Origin of the sequence: Stenotrophomonas sp. PD6 (genome assembly GCF_049199305.1) — a bacterium.
Classification (GTDB): Bacteria; Pseudomonadota; Gammaproteobacteria; order Xanthomonadales; family Xanthomonadaceae; genus Stenotrophomonas.
This window is the reverse complement of record NZ_JBLZQD010000029.1, coordinates 1,006-18,704: the sequence shown is the minus strand read 5'-3', so window position 1 is coordinate 18,704 and position 17,699 is coordinate 1,006. Positions and strand designations below refer to the sequence as shown.

10 protein-coding genes are annotated in these 17,699 nt (G+C 68.9%); 9 read left to right on the top strand and 1 reads right to left on the bottom strand.

The annotated features are described in order from the left end of the window. Positions 1-337 precede the first annotated feature (337 nt). Both smc and zipA read left to right on the top strand, forming a co-directional pair. A complete protein-coding gene (smc, locus tag ACOZHM_RS20430) occupies positions 338-3,841 on the top strand; it encodes a chromosome segregation protein SMC (RefSeq protein WP_421571184.1) in 3,504 nt (1,167 codons plus the stop codon). A gap of 43 nt (positions 3,842-3,884) precedes the next feature. Further along, the gene (zipA, locus tag ACOZHM_RS20425; RefSeq protein WP_421571183.1) at positions 3,885-4,622 is read left to right on the top strand and encodes a cell division protein ZipA; all 738 of its coding nucleotides are present in this window, start codon (positions 3,885-3,887) and stop codon (positions 4,620-4,622) included. A gap of 128 nt (positions 4,623-4,750) precedes the next feature. Here zipA and ACOZHM_RS20420 read toward each other — a convergent pair whose 3' ends face one another. Further along, the gene (locus ACOZHM_RS20420; protein WP_421571182.1) at positions 4,751-5,872 is read right to left on the bottom strand and encodes a pyridoxal phosphate-dependent aminotransferase; all 1,122 of its coding nucleotides are present in this window, start codon (positions 5,870-5,872) and stop codon (positions 4,751-4,753) included. A gap of 169 nt (positions 5,873-6,041) precedes the next feature. Between ACOZHM_RS20420 and ligA the strand changes: the two genes are divergently transcribed. The 7 genes from ligA to ACOZHM_RS20385 all read left to right on the top strand — a co-directional run bounded on the left by ligA (position 6,042) and on the right by ACOZHM_RS20385 (position 17,519). Continuing rightward, positions 6,042-8,504, top strand: a complete 2,463-nt coding sequence (gene ligA, locus ACOZHM_RS20415; RefSeq protein ID WP_421571181.1) for an NAD-dependent DNA ligase LigA — start codon at positions 6,042-6,044, stop codon at positions 8,502-8,504. 23 nt (positions 8,505-8,527) lie between these two features. After that, positions 8,528-9,013, top strand: coding sequence for a GNAT family N-acetyltransferase (locus tag ACOZHM_RS20410; RefSeq protein ID WP_421571180.1), 486 nt, complete (start codon positions 8,528-8,530; stop codon positions 9,011-9,013). Then, positions 9,010-9,954, top strand: a complete 945-nt coding sequence (gene epmA, locus ACOZHM_RS20405) for an EF-P lysine aminoacylase EpmA (RefSeq protein ID WP_421571179.1) — start codon at positions 9,010-9,012, stop codon at positions 9,952-9,954. Before ACOZHM_RS20410 ends, epmA begins: the two co-directional genes overlap by 4 nt. 231 nt (positions 9,955-10,185) lie before the next feature. Continuing rightward, complete coding sequence (locus ACOZHM_RS20400) at positions 10,186-10,842, top strand: DUF3011 domain-containing protein (RefSeq protein WP_421571185.1); 657 nt, start codon at positions 10,186-10,188, stop codon at positions 10,840-10,842. A 54-nt stretch (positions 10,843-10,896) separates the two neighbouring features. Further along, positions 10,897-11,958: an S-methyl-5-thioribose-1-phosphate isomerase gene (mtnA, locus tag ACOZHM_RS20395; RefSeq protein WP_421571178.1), complete on the top strand. Its 1,062-nt coding sequence runs from the start codon at positions 10,897-10,899 to the stop codon at positions 11,956-11,958. A 149-nt stretch (positions 11,959-12,107) separates the two neighbouring features. After that, positions 12,108-14,822 (top strand): DNA gyrase subunit A, encoded by a 2,715-nt coding sequence (gyrA, locus tag ACOZHM_RS20390; protein WP_421571177.1) that lies wholly within the window; start codon positions 12,108-12,110, stop codon positions 14,820-14,822. A gap of 168 nt (positions 14,823-14,990) precedes the next feature. Beyond that, entirely contained in the window at positions 14,991-17,519 is a 2,529-nt protein-coding gene (locus tag ACOZHM_RS20385) for a membrane-bound PQQ-dependent dehydrogenase, glucose/quinate/shikimate family (protein WP_421571176.1), read from the top strand. Positions 17,520-17,699: the final 180 nt, after the last annotated feature.

Below are 17,699 nucleotides of genomic sequence, written 5' to 3'. Positions count from 1 at the left end.
GGATTACAACGATGCTTACGTCAGGCATGCAGATGCCCTTGTCAGAGCCGGCCGGAGTGCCGGTGTCGGACTCCCCGTGGCGGGGGGGGGGGGGGGGGGGGGGGGGGGGGGGGGGCGGCGCCGCCCCCCCCCCCCCCCCCCCCCCCCCCCGCTACGCCGAAGACTGGCAACCCAAGGCTTTGGCTCTGGCCCTGATCGGCAGATCACGGCTTTTTGCACGAATCCCACAGAGGCCGGGCAAAGCCCGGCGTTACGCGGTCCTGGCGCCCAGGCGCCTGTGGAACACCCGCCCCGTTATACTCGGCCCTATCGCGACTGTCCGGAAGCCCACCACGCCATGCGTCTGTCCACGATCAAGCTCTCCGGCTTCAAGTCGTTTGTTGATCCCACCACCCTGCATCTGCCCACCAACATGACCGGCGTGGTCGGGCCCAATGGCTGTGGCAAGTCCAACATCATCGATGCCGTGCGCTGGGTCATGGGCGAAAGCTCCGCCAGCCGCCTGCGTGGCGATTCGCTCACCGACGTCATCTTCTCCGGCTCCTCCGCACGCAAGCCCGTGTCCCAGGCGACCGTCGAACTGATCTTCGACAATACCGACCACACCATTACCGGCGAGTACGCCTCGTTCAACGAGATCTCGGTCAAGCGTACCGTCAGCCGCGACGGCAGCAGCAACTATTATCTCAACGGCACCAAATGCCGGCGCCGCGACATTACCGACCTGTTCCTGGGTACCGGTCTTGGCCCGCGCAGTTACTCCATCATCGAGCAGGGCATGATCAGCCAGATCATCGAAGCCCGGCCGGAAGACCTGCGCGTGTATCTGGAAGAGGCCGCCGGCATCTCCAAGTACAAAGAACGCCGCAAAGAAACCGAAACGCGTATCCGTCACACCCGCGAAAATCTGGACCGGCTGGGCGACCTGCGCGAGGAAATCGGCAAGCAGCTCGAGCACCTCAAGCGCCAGGCCCGCCAGGCCGAGCAGTACCAGGGCCTGCAGGAAGAACGCAGAATCAAGGACGCCGAGTGGAAGGCGCTTGAATTCCGTGGCCTCGACCAGCGTCTGGGTGGCCTGCGCGAAGCCCTGTCGCAGGAAGAAACGCGCCTGCAGCAGTTCATCGCCGAACAGCGCGATGCCGAAGCCCGCATCGAGACCAGCCGCGTGCGCCGCGAAGAGGCCGCCGACGCCCTGAGCACCGCCCAGGCCGAGGTCTATCAGGTCGGCAGCACCCTGGCGCGGCTCGAACAGCAGATCCAGCACCAGCGCGAAATGTCGCAGCGGCTCAACAAAGCGCGCGACGAAACCCAGCAGGCCCTGGCCGAACTGGGACAGCACATCAGCGGCGATGAATCCAAACTGATCGTATTGCGTGACGCGGTCGAACTGGCCGAGCCGCAGCTCGAACAGCTGCAGGAAGAAAACGAGATCAAGCAGGAAGCCCTGCGCGACGCCGAGGCCCGCCTGGCCGATTGGCAGGCGCGCTGGGAAGCCCATACCCGCAGCACCTCCGAAGCCTCGCGCGCCGGCGAAGTCGAACGCACCCGCGTCGACTACCTCGACCGCCAGGTGCTCGAAGCCGACCGTCGCCGCGAGGCGTTGGCCGCCGAGCGTGCCGGCCTGGACCTGGACGCCCTGGCCGACGCGTTCGAGGAACTGCAGCTCCAGCATGAAACCCAGAAGGCCGCCCTCGATGGCCTGACCGAGCAGGTCGAGGCACGCAAAGAAGCCGTCGCCGGCCTGCAGGACCGCCAGCGTACCGGCCAGACCGAGCTGGCCGACATCCGCAAACAGGCCCAGGCCGCGCGTGGCCGGCTGTCGTCATTGGAAACCCTGCAGCAGGCCGCGCTCGGCCAGGAGCAGGGCGCCGCCGTGGCATGGCTCAAGCAGCACCGGCTGGACTCCGGCGCGCGCGTCGGCGAGCGTCTCAGCGTTGAAAGCGGCTGGGAAAATGCCGTTGAAAGCGCCCTGGGCCAGCTTATCGAGGGTGTGCTTGTCGACGCCCCTGAAAGCCTCGTCGGCGCCTTGGCCGAGCTGGGCGAGGGTCGCATCGCCCTGGTCTCGGCCGAGCAGGGCAGCCTGGACGTCGCCCCGACCTCACTGGCCGCCAAAGTGCAGGGCCCCACCGCCATCCGTCGCCTGCTGGCCCGCCTGCATGCCGCCGAAGACCTGGAACAGGCGCGTGCGCTGCAGGCCACCCTGGGCGAGGGAGATTCGGTCATCACCCGCGGCGGCGAACGCCTCGGCGAGGGCTGGGTGCGCGTCTCGCGCTCCGGTGCCGCCAAGCAGGGCGCGCTGCTGCGCGAACGCGAGATCGTCACCCTGCGCGAGCAGATCGACGCCCTGCAGGAGCGCGAAGCCGAACTGGAAGAACGCCTGGCCGGATTCCGTGACCAGCTGCTGGCCGGCGAACAGCACCGCGAAGAGGCGCAGCGCCAGCTGTACCAGGCCCACCGCAGCGTGTCCGAACTGGGTGGCCAACTGCAGAGCCAGCAGGGCAAGGTCGACGCCGCCCGCACCCGCATCGATCGTATCGAAGGCGAGCTCTCGCAGCTGCTGGAAACCCTCGACGCCGGGCGCGAGCAGGTACGCGAAGCGCGCAGCCGCCTCGACGAGGCGGTCAACAGCATGGGCGACCTGGAGTCCGTGCGGCACGCCCTGGAAAGCGAGCGCCGGCAGTTCACCGACGCCCGCGACCAGGCGCGCGAAGCCGCACGCAACGTGCGCGACGCCGCGCATTCGCTGGCCCTCACCCTTGAGTCGCAGCGCACCCAGGTCACCTCGCTGAGCCAGGCCCTGGAGCGCATGAGCACCCAGCGCGGCCAGCTGGATTCGCGCCTGGGCGAGCTGCATGCCCAGCTCGACGACGGCGACACGCCGGTGCAGTCGCTGGAAGCCGAACACCAGAACGCGTTGGGCGAGCGCGTGCGCGCCGACCGCGTGCTGGGCGAGGCGCGCACCATGCTGGAGGGCATCGATGCGGAGCTGCGCAACTTCGAGCAGACCCGCCACCAGCGCGACGAACAGGCGCTGGCCCAGCGCGAGCGCATTTCCCAGCGCAAGCTCGACCAGCAGGCGCTGGTGCTCAGTGCCGACCAGCTCACCGCCTCGGTGGAGAAGGCCGGCTTCGTGCTGCAGGACGTGATCAACGCGCTGCCCGACGACGCCCGCATCGGCGACTGGGAACAGGCCGTGCACCAGATCGACGGGCGCATGCGCCGCCTGGAACCGGTCAACCTGGCCGCCATCCAGGAATACGGCGAAGCCTCGCAGCGTTCGGAGTACCTGGATGCGCAGAACACCGATCTGACCACCGCGCTGGAGACGCTCGAAGACGCCATCCGCAAGATCGACCGCGAGACCCGCGGCCGCTTCAAGGACACCTTCGACCGCGTCAACGCCGGCGTCCAGCAGCTGTACCCGCGCCTGTTCGGCGGCGGCCATGCCTACCTGGAACTCACCGGTGAAGACCTTCTCGACACGGGTGTGACCATCATGGCGCGGCCGCCCGGCAAGCGGGTGTCGAGCATCTCGCTGCTGTCCGGTGGCGAGAAGGCGATGACCGCGGTGGCGCTGGTGTTTGCCATCTTCCAGCTCAACCCGGCGCCGTTCTGCCTGCTGGACGAGGTCGACGCGCCGCTGGACGAAGCCAACGTCGGTCGCCTCGCCAACATGGTCAAGGAAATGAGCGAAAAGGTGCAGTTCCTGTTCGTGAGCCACAACAAGGCGACCATGGAGGCGGCCCACCAGCTGTCGGGCGTCACCATGCGCGAGCCGGGCGTCAGCCGCCTGGTCAGCGTCGACCTCGAAGAAGCCGCACGATTGGCGGGCGCGGCCTGACGTGCCATGCTTACCTGAATGTATTTAGCCGGAGACCCCCCGAATGTCCGACATGGCACTGCTCCGCATCGGCATCCTGGCCGCCGGCCTGCTGCTGATTGCCGCGATCTTCCTGTTTGGCCGGCCGAAGAAAAAGTCGCAGGGCCGTCGCGTGGAAGGCGCAGAGACCGGCGCCGGCCAGCGCCGTGAGCCCATGCTGGGCGACGGGCAGGTGCCCGGCGCCGACGGCGCGGCCGCAGCCGGCGACGATGGCGTGAGCCAACCCGAACTGGGCCTGCCCGACGTGGATGCCACGCCGGCCAGCGACCTGGGCAAGCGCACCACACAGGATTTCGACAAGATCGTCTCGCTGTTCGTGGCGGCGCGCGCCGGTGAACAGCTGCGCGGCGAAGACATCGTGGTGGCGGCCGAGAAGACCGGCCTGGTGTTCGGCCACATGAACGTGTTCCACCGCCTGGTGGAAGGCCATCCCGAGCGCGGCCCGATCTTCTCGATGGCCAACATCATGAAGCCGGGCAGTTTCGACATGGCCAACATCCGCGAGATGGAGACCCCGGCCATCGCCTTCTTCCTGACCCTGCCGGCGCCGCTGACCGCGCTGGACGCCTGGGAGAAGATGCTGCCCACGGTGCAGCGCATGGGCGAACTGCTCAACGCCGAGGTGCTGGACGACAGCCGCGCCACGCTCGGGCGCCAGCGCGTGGCGCACATCCGCGATGAGCTGCGCGCCTACGACCGCCAGCATCAGGCGCCGCCGCTGACGAAAGCCCCGCGCTGGTAAAGCCAGCGCGACGCTTTCGACGGGCGGCCCACGCATTCCACCTAATCCCCGCGCCTTCGGCGCGCCCCCTTTAACAAAAAGGGGGCTTTCCTCCAGATGCATTGCGGAGGCGTGGGCGCTCACCAACGCTACGCGGGCACGCCTGTGATGGCCGCGAACGCCGTGCGGAAGGCGGCCATCTCGGCTTCGGTACCTACGGTGACGCGCACCACTTGGGGCCAGATCGGCCAGCTGCGGCCGATCACGACGCCGCGTTCGGCCATGGCGGCGGTGAACGCTGCGCCGTCGCGCTGCACGTCGACCATGAAACAGTTCGCTTCGGACGGCACGCAGCGGAAGCCGCGCTTGCCCAGCCATTCCACCGTGGCCTGGCGCACCCGCGCGTTCTGTTCGCGCCGCTGCGCCACCAGGCCCGGCTCGCGCAGGCTGGCCAGGCCCGCGGCCAGCGCGGTGACCGGCAGCGGGTTGTCGCCCAGGCTGGCCAGCTCGCGCAGCCGGTCCGGATGCGCCGCCGCCACGCCCAAGCGCAGCCCGGCCATGCCATACAGCTTCGAAAACGTGCGCAGCACGATCAGGTCATCGCGCTGCATCACCTGGGCGATCACCGAGCGCTGCGCGCTGAACTGCAGGTAGGCCTCGTCCACCAGCAGCCGGGTCTGCGCCGGCTTGTTGGCCAGCAACCAGGCGATGTCGTCGGCCGGGGTGATCGAGCCGGTGGGGTTGTTGGGATTGCACAGATACAGCAGCCCGGCGTTGATCCGCTTCGCGGCCTCCACCATCGCGCGCACGTCGTGCGCACCGTCGGCACGCAGTGGCACCTTCACTACCGTGGCACCGCGCGCGGCGGCCAGCTCGCCCAGGCTCTCGAACGTCGGGTCGGCGACCACCAGCCCGGCCGTGGCCGAGGTCCACACCACGGCAGCGCGGTTGAGCGGCTCGCTGGAGCCGGGGTACAGCCGCACGCGGTCCGCGCCGATGCCTTCCTGCCCGGCGAACACATCGCGCAGTTCGCCGGCCAGCGCGAACAGATAGCGGCCGCTCTCCGCCACGATGCCGCGCGCCGCGGCCTGCGCGGCCGGGGCAGGGCCGTACGGGCTTTCATTGAAGTTGAGCAGCACCGGACCGGCCGCGGCGGTGGCCGCACGCGCGGTTGGCGCGGCGGTCGCCGGACCCAGGCCGATGCCGGACAGGGCCAGGCCGGTGCCGGCCAGCTGCAGGAAGGAACGGCGGGACGAGACAGTCGATGACATCGCGGGAACACCGAAGGCGGGACAATTCCGTCACGCTAGCGCCACGCCCTGCGGCCGGCAAGCCACCGCGCGGTGGTGCGCCGCCGTCTGCGCCGGTCGGCGGCAATGGCGGGTGGCCGCTGGCCGCCGCAGCGCCTAAAATTCACAGCCCTTCCAGGATGTTCGCCGCATGAGTCCCAGCCCCGCCCAACGTGCCGAGATCCTGCGCCGCCAGATCGACGAGGCCGGCAAGGCGTATCACGAACGCGATGAGCAGCTGATCCCCGATGCCGAGTACGACGCCCTGGTGCGCGAACTGGAGGCGCTGGAACAGGCCCACCCCGAGCTCGCGCTGGCCGATTCCCCGACCCAGCGGGTCGGCGGCAAGGGCGGCTCGCGCTTCGCCGAGGTGCGCCACGCGGTGCCGATGCTGTCGCTGGGCAACGCCTTCAGCGATGAGGAAGTGCAGGATTTCGTGCGCCGCATCCGCGAGCGCCTGCGCCGCGAGAAGCTGCTGTTCTCTGCCGAGCCGAAGCTGGATGGGCTGGCGATCAGCCTGCGCTACGAGGATGGCCGCTTCGTGCAGGGCGCCACCCGTGGCGACGGCGCGACCGGCGAAGACGTCAGCGCCAACCTGCGCCAGATCAAGGTGATTCCGCAGGTGCTGCAGGGCAGCGGCTGGCCGCCGGTGCTGGAAGTGCGTGGCGAGGTCTACATGGCGCGTGCGGACTTCGAGGCTTACAACGCGGACGCCCGCCTGCACGACGGCAAAGTGCTGGCCAACCCGCGCAATGCGGCGGCCGGTTCGCTGCGCCAGTTGGACCCGAAACTGAGCGCGCGCCGCAAGCTCAGCTTCTATGCCTACGGCACCGGTGACGTACAGGGCGGCGAGCTCCCGCCGAGCCATTCGGGCACCCTGGCCCAGCTCAAGGACTGGGGCTTTCCGGTCAGCGATCTGTGCCAGGTAGTGGAGGGGAGCGAAGGCCTGCTGGCCTACTACCACGACATCGGCGCGCGTCGCGACGGTCTGGCCTTCGATATCGACGGCGTGGTCTACAAGTTGGATGACCGCGCCGGGCAGGAGCAGATGGGCTTCGTCTCGCGCGCGCCGCGCTGGGCCATCGCGCACAAGTTCCCGGCCCAGGAACAGACCACCACCGTGGAGGCGATCGAGATCCAGATCGGCCGCACCGGCGCGGCCACCCCGGTGGCGCGCCTGAATCCGGTCGCAGTGGCGGGCGTGATCGTCTCCAACGCCACCCTGCACAACGCCGACCAGATCGCGCGGCTGGACGTGCGCGTGGGCGACACGGTGATCGTGCGCCGCGCCGGCGACGTGATCCCCGAAGTGGTCAGCGTCATTCCCGACCGTCGCCCGGCGGGCACCGCGCCCTGGCAGATGCCGGCGCACTGCCCGGTGTGCGGCGCCGATATCGTGCGCGAAGAGGGCGAGGCCGCCTGGCGCTGCTCCGGCGAGCTGAGCTGCCCGGCGCAGCGCAAGGAAGCCATCGCGCACTTCGCCTCGCGCCGCGCCATGGACATCGACGGGCTGGGCGGCAAGTACATCGAGACCCTGGTGGACGCCGGCATCGTACGCAGCGTGGCCGACCTGTACCGCCTCACCCGCGACCAGCTGCTGCATCTGAAGCTGGTGCTCGACGCCGAATCGCCCGAGGTGCTGGCCAGCCAGATCCGCCTGCACGTGCCGCCGGAGGGTAGCGGCGAGTACCTGCGCAGCGTCCTGGCGCTCGACGCGGCCGAGGAGGGCTGGCGCGCACGCGCGCTGGCGCTGCAGACCGCGTTCGAGTGGAACACGAAGAAGATCGCCACCAAGTGGGCGGACAACCTGATCGCCGCGATCGACGCCAGCCGTAGCACCACGCTGGAGCGGCTGCTGTTCGCGCTGGGCATCGAACACGTCGGCGAAAGCACCGCCAAGGCGCTGGCGACCTGGTTCGGCGACCTGGAACTGATCCGCCACCTGCCGTGGCCGCTGTTCAAGCGCGTGCCGGACATCGGCGGCGAAGTGGCGCGCTCGCTCGGCCACTTCTTCGAGCAGCCCGGCAACCAGGCCGCGATCGACGCGCTGCTGCAGGTGGGCCAGGTCACGATCAGCGACACCCATCCGCCGAGCGCGAAGCTGCGCGACGGCCTGGACTTCCCGCAGCTGCTGGTCGAGGCCGAGATCCCCGGCATCACCCGCCTGCGCGCGGAGAAACTGGCCGCCCTGCTGCCCGACGCCGCCAGCGTACTGGACGCCGAGCCGGTCCAGCTGGTCGCCGCCGGCCTGCCCAACGAGGTGGCGCTTGGCGTGGCCGAGTGGCTGGACCGCGACGGGCACGGGCCGATGCTGCTCAAGGCCGACGACTATCGCCGCACGCTGCTGCAGCGGGCGCCTGAGCAGGCCGACCTGGCGGCCGGTCCGCTCGACGGCCAGACCGTGGTGCTGACCGGCACGCTCGCGCAGATGACCCGCGACGAGGCGAAGGAGCGTCTGGAAGCGCTGGGCGCAAAGGTGGCCGGCAGCGTCTCGAAGAAGACCTCGTTTGTGGTCGCCGGCACCGACGCAGGCTCCAAACTCACCAAGGCCACCGAACTGGGCATCGATGTGTGGGACGAAGACCGCCTGGTCGCGTTCCTGTCGGCCCACTGACACACCGAAACGGATTGAACCCCATGCAGACTTCCCCCCTCGACTTCCGCCTCGCCACCGTCGCCGACACCGACCTCGTCGTCGCGCTGATGCGCGAGTTCTACGCCGAAGACCAGCTGGACTTCGACGAAGCACGCGTGCGCCGCGCACTGGCCGCGCTGCTGGAAGACCCGCGCAACGGCGAGGTGCTGCTGTGGCTGTCCGAAACGGGCGAGGTGGTGGGTCACGCCGCACTGGCCATGGGCTTCAGCCTGGAGCAGGGCGGTCACTTCGCGCTGCTCGATGAGCTGTATCTCAGCCATGCCGCGCGCGGCCGCGGTCGCGGCAAGCAGGCGCTGGCCATCCTGGAGCAGCGCGCCAACGCGCGCGGCGTGGAGCGCCTGCGTCTGGAAGTGAACCACCACAACGAACTGGCGCGGCGCCTCTACCTGGCCACCGGCTACGTCGACGACACCCGCAGCCTGCTGACCCTGCAGCTGGCCAAGCGCATGCGGGACGCGCGCGCGTGATCGCCGCGCTGCGCCAGCGCGCCGCGCTCAATGCGCTGATCCGCGCATTCTTCGCCGAACGCGACGTGCTGGAAGTGGAAACGCCGATGCTGTCGGCGGCGGGCAATACCGAACCCAACATCGACAGTTTCCAGACCCGCTTCAGCGGCCATGTCGACGCCGGCAGTGCACAGCGCTGGCTGCGCACCTCGCCCGAATATCCGCTCAAGCGCCTGCTGGCGGCGGGCGTGGGCGACTGCTACGAGCTGGGCCGGGTGTTCCGCAACGGCGAGGCCGGCGGCCGCCACAATCCCGAATTCACCATGCTGGAGTGGTACCGGGTGGGCTGGGACCACCAGCGCCTCATCGAGGAAACGGCCGCGCTGGTGCGCGCCGCATTGGCGCTGGTGCAGCGCCAGGCGACCCTGCGCGTGCTCGACTACCGCAGCCTGTACCAGCAGTACGTGGGACTGGACCCGTTCGAGGCCAGCGCGGAACAGCTGCAGGCGCCGCTGTCCGCGGTGCGGATCGATGCAGACGGGCTGACCCGCGACGACTGGCTGGACCTGCTGATGACCCACTGCATCCAGCCGCATTTCGATGACGACAGCATGACGGTGGTGCACGACTGGCCGGCCAGCCAGGCCGCGCTGGCGCGCATCCGCCCCGGCACGCCGCCGTTGGCCGAGCGCTTCGAACTGTACCTGGGCTCGGTGGAACTGGCCAACGGCTATCACGAGCTGAACGACGCCACTGAACAGCGTGCGCGGTTCCTGCGCGACCAGGCGCTGCGGCGCGCGCGCGGCGCGGTACTGCCGCCCCTGGATGAACGGTTGCTCGATGCCTTGCCTGCGCTGCCCGACTGCGCCGGGGTGGCGGTGGGCGTGGACCGGCTGCTGATGGCGATGCACCGCACCGGCCGTATCGCCGACGTCCTCGCGTTCGATTTCGCCCATGCCTGAACGGCGTTCATTCGCAACGTCCGTCGCTTGCGTGGTGTGCGTGATGATGCTCTGATCACACTCGATGTCGGATGGTGGCGACGTGATCGATCAGTGGCGGCGGGGACCGTGTTGATGAAGCTGTTGGAACCTGCAGGACCGTTGCCTTCGCTGCCGACGTGGTGCTCACCCTGGTCGGGCGCGCCGCGTTGGACGCTGGCCGTGCTCGGGCTGGTGCTCGGTGGCGGCACGCTGCCATCGCTTGCCAGGGCCGACAACGGCTACGCAGGGCAGGTCGTTCGCTGCGAGTCGCGTGACATGGAATGGGTGCACTGCGACATGCCGGTCGCCAGCGGCGTCGATCTGGTGCGCCAGCTCTCCGACAACAGTTGCGTGCGCGGTTCGGAGTGGGGCACCGATCGCTCCGGCGTCTGGGTGACCCTGGGCTGCCGTGCCGAGTTCCGCAGCCGCACGCCCGCAGGCAGCGCCGGCACCGGCGAACGCAAGGTGCGCCGCGTGGTGCGCTGCGAATCCAGCGGCCGCCCGGTGAATTGCCCGGTGGTGCTGCAGGGAGCGCCCGTGCGTCTGCTGCGCCAGCTGTCGGCCATGCCGTGTCGCGAGGGCCACAGTTGGGGCGTCCGCCGCAACGAGATCTGGGTGACCCGGGGCTGCCAGGGCGACTTCGAGGTCGCCGCCACCGACGGCAGCGGCTTCGTGGACGTCCCGCGCGTGGTGGTGTGCGAATCCAAATCGCGCCAGCGCCGCTTCTGTGGCGCCACCATCAGCAAGGGCGTGCGGTTGTCCAGGCAGCTGTCCGGCAGCGCCTGCGAGGAAGGCAAGGGCTGGGGCTGGGACCAGCGCGGGGTGTGGGTCGACAACGGGTGCCGGGCCGAGTTCCAGGTGAATTGAGGGCGCTGGCGCCGACGGTCGCAGCCACGTATGACGTGGCTTTACAATGGCGGGATGAACGCATCCTCCGATATCGACTACGCCCGCTACGACCACATCCGTCCCATCCTGTGGACCGGTGATTCCCTGCAGCTGCTCGACCAGCGCAAGCTGCCGTTCGTGGTGGAACATGTGGAATGCCGTGACAGCGACGCGGTCGCCGAGGCCATCCACGCGCTCACCGTGCGCGGCGCGCCGGCCATCGGCATCGCCGCCGCCTGGGGCGTGGTACTGGCCGCGCAGGGCGTGCAGGCCGACGACGGCGCGCAGGCGCTGGCCAAGCTGGAGCCGGCGCTGCAGCGCCTGAACGCCTCGCGGCCGACCGCGGTCAACCTGGCCTGGGCACTGGCGCGCATGCGCCGCGCACTGGCCCCCGCCGGCGCCGACTGGGCGCAGGTGCTGGCTACTGAGGCGCAGGCCATCGCCGAGGAAGACCTGGCGGCCAACCGCCACATGGGTGCGCTGGGCGCCGGCTTGATCGACGCCGGCAGCGGCGTGCTCACCCACTGCAACACCGGTTCGCTGGCCACCGCCGGCTTCGGCACCGCCCTCGGCGTGATCCGCGCGGGCATGGCCCAGCACCGCATCGCCAAGGTCTTCGCCGGCGAGACCCGGCCGTGGCTGCAGGGTGCGCGGCTGACCGTGTGGGAACTGCAGCAGGACGGTATCGATGCCACCCTGATCGCCGATTCGGCCGCTTCGCACCTGATGAAGACTGGTGCGGTGCAGTGGGTGATCGTCGGTGCCGACCGGATCTGCGCCAATGGCGATACCGCCAACAAGATCGGCACCTACCAGCTGGCCATCGCCGCCCGCCACCACGGGGTGAAGTTCATGGTGGTGGCGCCGTCTTCCACGGTGGACATGGACACCGCCAACGGCGACCAGATCGAGATCGAGCAGCGTGACCCGGGCGAGCTCTACGGCGTGGGCGGAACCCGCACCGTGGCCGAGGGCATCGCCGCCTGGAACCCGGTGTTCGACGTCACCCCGGGCGAGCTGATCGACGCGATCGTGACCGAGAAGGGCGTGATCCTCCGCCCGACGGTGGCCAACATGCAGGCTGCGTTCCCGTAAGTCCCTGATTCTCGCCGGTAAAACAGCCGTAAAAACGGTCGGACAGGGCCCCGTTGTGGTAGACTCCGTTGGTTAATCGAGATTCCGGCGCAACCGCCCCGAAAGGGCTGGCGCGACGGACTGGACCGCTCCCAGACAACGGAACCCGAATGGCAGAAACCGCCAAGGAAATCATCCAGGTCAACCTGGAAGACGAGATGCGCAAGAGCTACCTCGATTACGCGATGAGCGTGATCGTGGGCCGCGCCCTCCCGGATGCGCGCGATGGCCTCAAGCCGGTGCATCGCCGCGTGCTGTTCGCAATGAGTGAGCTGAACGCGCACAGCAACAAGCCCTACTTCAAGTCGGCGCGTATCGTCGGTGACGTCATCGGCAAGTACCACCCGCATGGCGACCAGTCGGTGTACGACACGCTGGTGCGTCTGGCGCAGCCGTTCTCGCTGCGTTACATGCTGGTCGATGGCCAGGGTAACTTCGGTTCGGTCGACGGCGACTCCGCCGCGGCCATGCGTTATACCGAAGCGCGCATGTCCAAGCTCACCCATGAGCTGATGGCCGACATCGACAAGGAAACCGTCGATTTCCAGCCCAACTACGACGAAAAGGAACTGGAGCCGACGGTCATGCCGACCCGGTTCCCGAACCTGCTGGTCAACGGTTCGGCCGGTATCGCGGTGGGCATGGCGACCAACATCCCGCCGCACAACCTGACCGAATCGATCAACGCCTGCATCGCGCTGATCGACAACCCGGAAATCGACGTCGACGGGCTGATGGAGTTCATCCCCGGCCCGGACTTCCCGACCGCCGGCATCATCAACGGCACCGCGGGCATCGTCGCCGGCTACCGCACCGGCCGTGGCCGCGTGCGGATCCGCGCCAAGGCCGATATCGAAGTGGCCGACAACGGCCGTGAATCGATCATCGTCACCGAGATCCCGTATCAGGTGAACAAGGCCCGGTTGATCGAGAAGATCGCCGAGCTGGTCAAGGAAAAGAAGCTCGAAGGCATCAGCGAGCTGCGCGATGAGTCCGACAAGGACGGCATGCGCATCTACATCGAAATCAAGCGCGGCGAGTCGGCGGAAGTTGTGTTGAACAACCTCTACCAGCAGACCCAGATGGAGTCGGTGTTCGGCATCAACATGGTGGCGCTGGTCGATGGCCGCCCGCAGTTGATGAACCTCAAGCAGATGCTTGAGGCCTTCGTGCGCCACCGCCGCGAAGTGGTCACCCGCCGCACCGTGTTCGAGCTGCGCAAGGCGCGCGCCCGTGCACACGTGCTGGAAGGCCTGACCGTCGCGCTGGCCAACATCGACGAGATGATCGAACTGATCAAGACCTCGCCCAACCCCAACGAGGCGCGCGAACGCATGCTCGCCCGCCTGTGGGAGCCGGGCCTGGTCGGTTCGATGCTGGGCGCTGCCGGTGCCGAGACCTCGCGTCCGGAAGACCTGCCCAAGGGCGTGGGCCTGCTGGCCGGCGGCTACCAGCTGACCGAGATCCAGGCGACCCAGATCCTGGAAATGCGCCTGCACCGCCTGACCGGGCTGGAGCAGGACCGCCTGACCGAAGAGTACAAGCTGCTGCTGGAAACCATCGCCGGCCTGATCCACATCCTGGAAGATCCGGACCGCCTGCGCCAGGTGATCCGCGAAGAGCTGGTCAACGTGCGTACCGAGTTCGGCGACGAGCGCCGCACCGAGATCCGTCACAGCGAAGAAGACCTGGACATCCTCGACCTGATCGCCCCGGAAGACGTGGTGGTCACCGTGTCGCACGCCGGCTACGTCAAGCGCCAGCCGGTCAGTGCCTACCGCGCACAGCGTCGCGGTGGCCGTGGCCGCAGCGCGGCGTCGACCAAGGAAGAGGATTTCATCGAACAGCTGTGGCTGGTCAACACGCATGACACGCTGCTGACCTTCACCAGTTCGGGCAAGGTGTTCTGGCTGCCGGTGCATCAGCTGCCGGAAGCCGGTTCCAATGCGCGCGGGCGCCCGATCATCAACTGGATTCCGCTCGAATCCGGTGAGCGGGTGCAGGCCGTGCTGCCGGTACGCGAGTACGCCGAAGGTCAGTTCGTGTTCTTCGCCACCCGCAACGGCACCGTCAAGAAGACCCCGCTCAGCGAGTTTGCGTTCCGTCTGGCGCGCGGCAAGATCGCCATCAATCTGGACGAGGGTGACGCGCTGGTCGGCGTCGGCCTGACCGACGGCGAGCGCGACATCATGCTGTTCGCCTCCAACGGCAAGACCGTGCGCTTCGGCGAGGATCGGGTCCGCTCGATGGGCCGTACCGCCACCGGCGTGCGCGGCATCAAGATGGCCAAGGGCGAGGAAGTCGTCAGCCTGATCGTGGCCGAGCGTGCCGGCGGCAGCGATGACGAGAGCGAGGACGACGTGCAGGTCGAAGAAGCCGTGACCGAGAACGGCGATGCCGTGATCGAGGCCGGTGACGACGACAGCATGCTGTACATCCTGACCGCCACCGAGAACGGCTATGGCAAGCGCACCCCGCTGCCGGATTATCCGCGCAAGGGCCGCGGCACCCAGGGCGTGATCGGCATCCAGACCACCGAGCGCAACGGCAAGCTGGTCAGCGCGGTGCTGATGGGTTCGCGCGACGAGGTCCTGCTGATCTCCGACGGCGGCACCCTGGTGCGTACGCGCGGTTCGGAAATCTCCCGCGTGGGCCGCAACACCCAGGGCGTGACCCTGATCCGCCTGTCCAAGGACGAGAAGCTGCAGGCGGTGGAGCGTATGGACGCCTCCATCGATGACGTCGAGGACGAGGTGGATACGGCGGCAACGCCGGTCGATCCGGCACCGGCAGCGGCAGTCGGCGACGACACCCCGCAGGGCTGATCCCCCGCAAAGTAAAAACGCGCAACGCCGGCCCAGTGCCGGCGTTGTTCGTTTGGGCCGAACGCGGCGCAATGAACGCGCAGAATTCACGCGAACACTGGCATAAGCGAAGCAAGCGGCCGGGCGGGGCGGCCGGCCCATGGTTCTGCCGTACCGGGGAGAGCACCGATGTCTGCTGCAACGCCGTCCGATCCGACCGTGGGGGTGCCCGCGCGCCACCCGCTCATCCTCGTGCTGTCGCTGGTCCTGATCGTGCTCGGGCTGGTCCTGGGCGGGCTGGGCGCGTGGCTGGCCCAACTGGGCGGCTCCTGGTACTACGTGCTGGCCGGGGCAGGGCTGCTGCTTTCCGGCGTTCTGCTGTTCGGCAACCGCCGCAGCGGCGCGGCAGTGTACCTGCTGGTGTTCGCCGGCACCTTGGTGTGGACCTGGTGGGAATCGGGCAGCGACTACTGGCGCTGGGTGCCGCGGCTGGGCATGGTCAGCGCGTTGGGATTCGTGCTGGCGCTGCTGCTGCCGACACTACGCACGCCGGTACCGCGGCGGGTTTCGCGCGCGCTGGCCAGCGTGCTGGGCCTGGTATTCGCCGTGGGATTCGCCCTGGCGTTCGTGCCGCATGGCGCGGTGGCCGGTGCGCAGCCGTTCCCGGAGGATGTGGCCGGCGCCGGACTTGCACCGACGCGCGACGCCAGCCCGCAACCGTCCGACCAGCCCGCACCCGGCGACTGGGCGGCGTGGGGGCGCAGCAACGCCGCCACCCGCTATTCGCCGCTGCAGCAGATCACCCCGGCCAACGTGGGCGAGCTGGAACTGGCGTGGCAGTTCCGTACCGGCGACCTGCCGAAGAAGCGCTGGGGCGCCGAGACCACGCCGCTCAAGGTCGGCGACACCCTGTACCTGTGCACGGCCCGCAACCAGCTGGTCGCGCTCGATGCGGCGACCGGAAAGGAGCGCTGGCGCTTCAATCCGAAGGTGAGGGACGCCGCGATTCCGTACACGGCCGCCTGCCGTGGCGTGGCGTACTACGAAGTGCCCGGCGTCCCGCAGGTGGACCCGGTGCTGGCCGATGTGGCGGCAGACCTGGCGCTGCCCGAGCCACCGCCGGAAGGCACGCGGCCGCTGGCGCCGGGAAACCGCGCGCTGTGCGCGGCGCGGATCATCGAAGGCACCCTGGACGGAAGATTGATTGCCGTGGACGCCGCCACCGGCCGGCCGTGCCCGGGGTTCGGCAACAACGGCCAGGTCGACATCACCCTGGGCATGGGCGAGGTGCCGCCGGGCTATGTGTCGATCACCGCGCCGCCGGCGATCGTGCGCGGCGTGATCGTGACCGGCCACCAGGTGCTGGACGGCCAGCGTCGCGATGCGCCGTCCGGCGTGATCCAGGCGTACGACGCGGAGACGGGCAAGCTGCGCTGGGCCTGGGACATGGACGCACCCGAGCGCAGCGGGCTGCCGCCGCAGGGCAAGACGTATACGCGCGGCACCCCCAACATGTGGACCACCGCCACCGGGGATGAGCAGCTGGGCCTGGTCTACCTGCCCATGGGCAATGCGGCAGCCGACTACTGGAGCGGGTCGCGCACCGAGAACCAGAATCGTTATGCCACTTCGCTGGTCGCCATCGACGTGGCCACCGGCAAGCCGGCCTGGCACTTCCAGGCGGTGCGCAAGGACGTGTGGGACTACGACATGGGCTCGCAGGCCACGCTGATCGATTACCCCACCGCCGCCGGCAAGGTGCCGGCGATCCTGCTGCCGACCAAGCAGGGCGACCTGTATGTGCTGGACCGCCGTACCGGGCAACTGCTCACCGGTGCCGAGGAACGCGCGGTGCCAGGCGGCGGCGTGGAGCCGGAGCAGCGCGCACCGAACCAGCTGTTTTCGCTGTATCACACGCTGCGCAAGCCGGACCTGACCGAGCGCGACATGTGGGGCATCACCCCCATCGACCAGCTGGTGTGCCGCATCCAGTTCCGCACCGCCAGTTACGAAGGCATCTACACCCCGCCGACGGCCGACCGCCATTCGATCGAGTACCCCGGTTACAACGGGGGGTCGGACTGGGGCGGGGTCGCGGTGGACCCGCGGCATGGCGTGATCGTGGCCAATTACAACGACATGCCCAACTACAACCGGCTGGTGCCGCGCGCCGAAGCCGACCGCCTGGGCTGGTTGCCGCGCGAGCAGGTGCGTGCCGACCGCGGCGCGGCCGAAGGGGCAGGTGACCCGCAGACCGGCACGCCGTACGCCATCGACGTCAACGCCGGCTGGCGCCTGCCGTTCACCCGCCTGCTGTGCAAGGAGCCGCCGTATGGCGGCATCCGCGCCATCGACCTGCGCAGCGGCCAACTGCTGTGGGACCGCCCGTTCGGCAGCGCACGCGGCAATGGCCCCTTCGGCATCCGCTCGGGCCTGCCGATCGAGATCGGCACGCCCAACAACGGCGGCTCGGCGATCACCGCCAGCGGCCTGATCTTCATCGCCGCCGCCACCGATGACCTGCTGCGTGCGATCGACCTCAAGACCGGCAAGGAGTTGTGGCACGCCAAACTGCCGGCAGGCGGCCAGGCCAACCCGATGGTCTACGAGTACGACGGCCGGCAATACGTGGTGATCATGGCCGGCGGCCACCATTTCATGGAGACCCCGCCGGGCGATTACGTGATGGCGTATGCGTTGCCAAAGGCAACGCGGTAAAGCGGACTGGGTAGAGCCGACTGGGTAGAGCTGACTGTTAGTCAGCTGCTTTCTGATCACCGGTTGAAACAGCCGACTAACAGTCGGCTCTACCCAGTCGGCGCCTCCAGTCGGCGCCCCCCATCGGGGGGGGGGGGGGGGGGGGGGGGGGGGGGGGGGGGGGGGGGGGGGGGGGGGGGG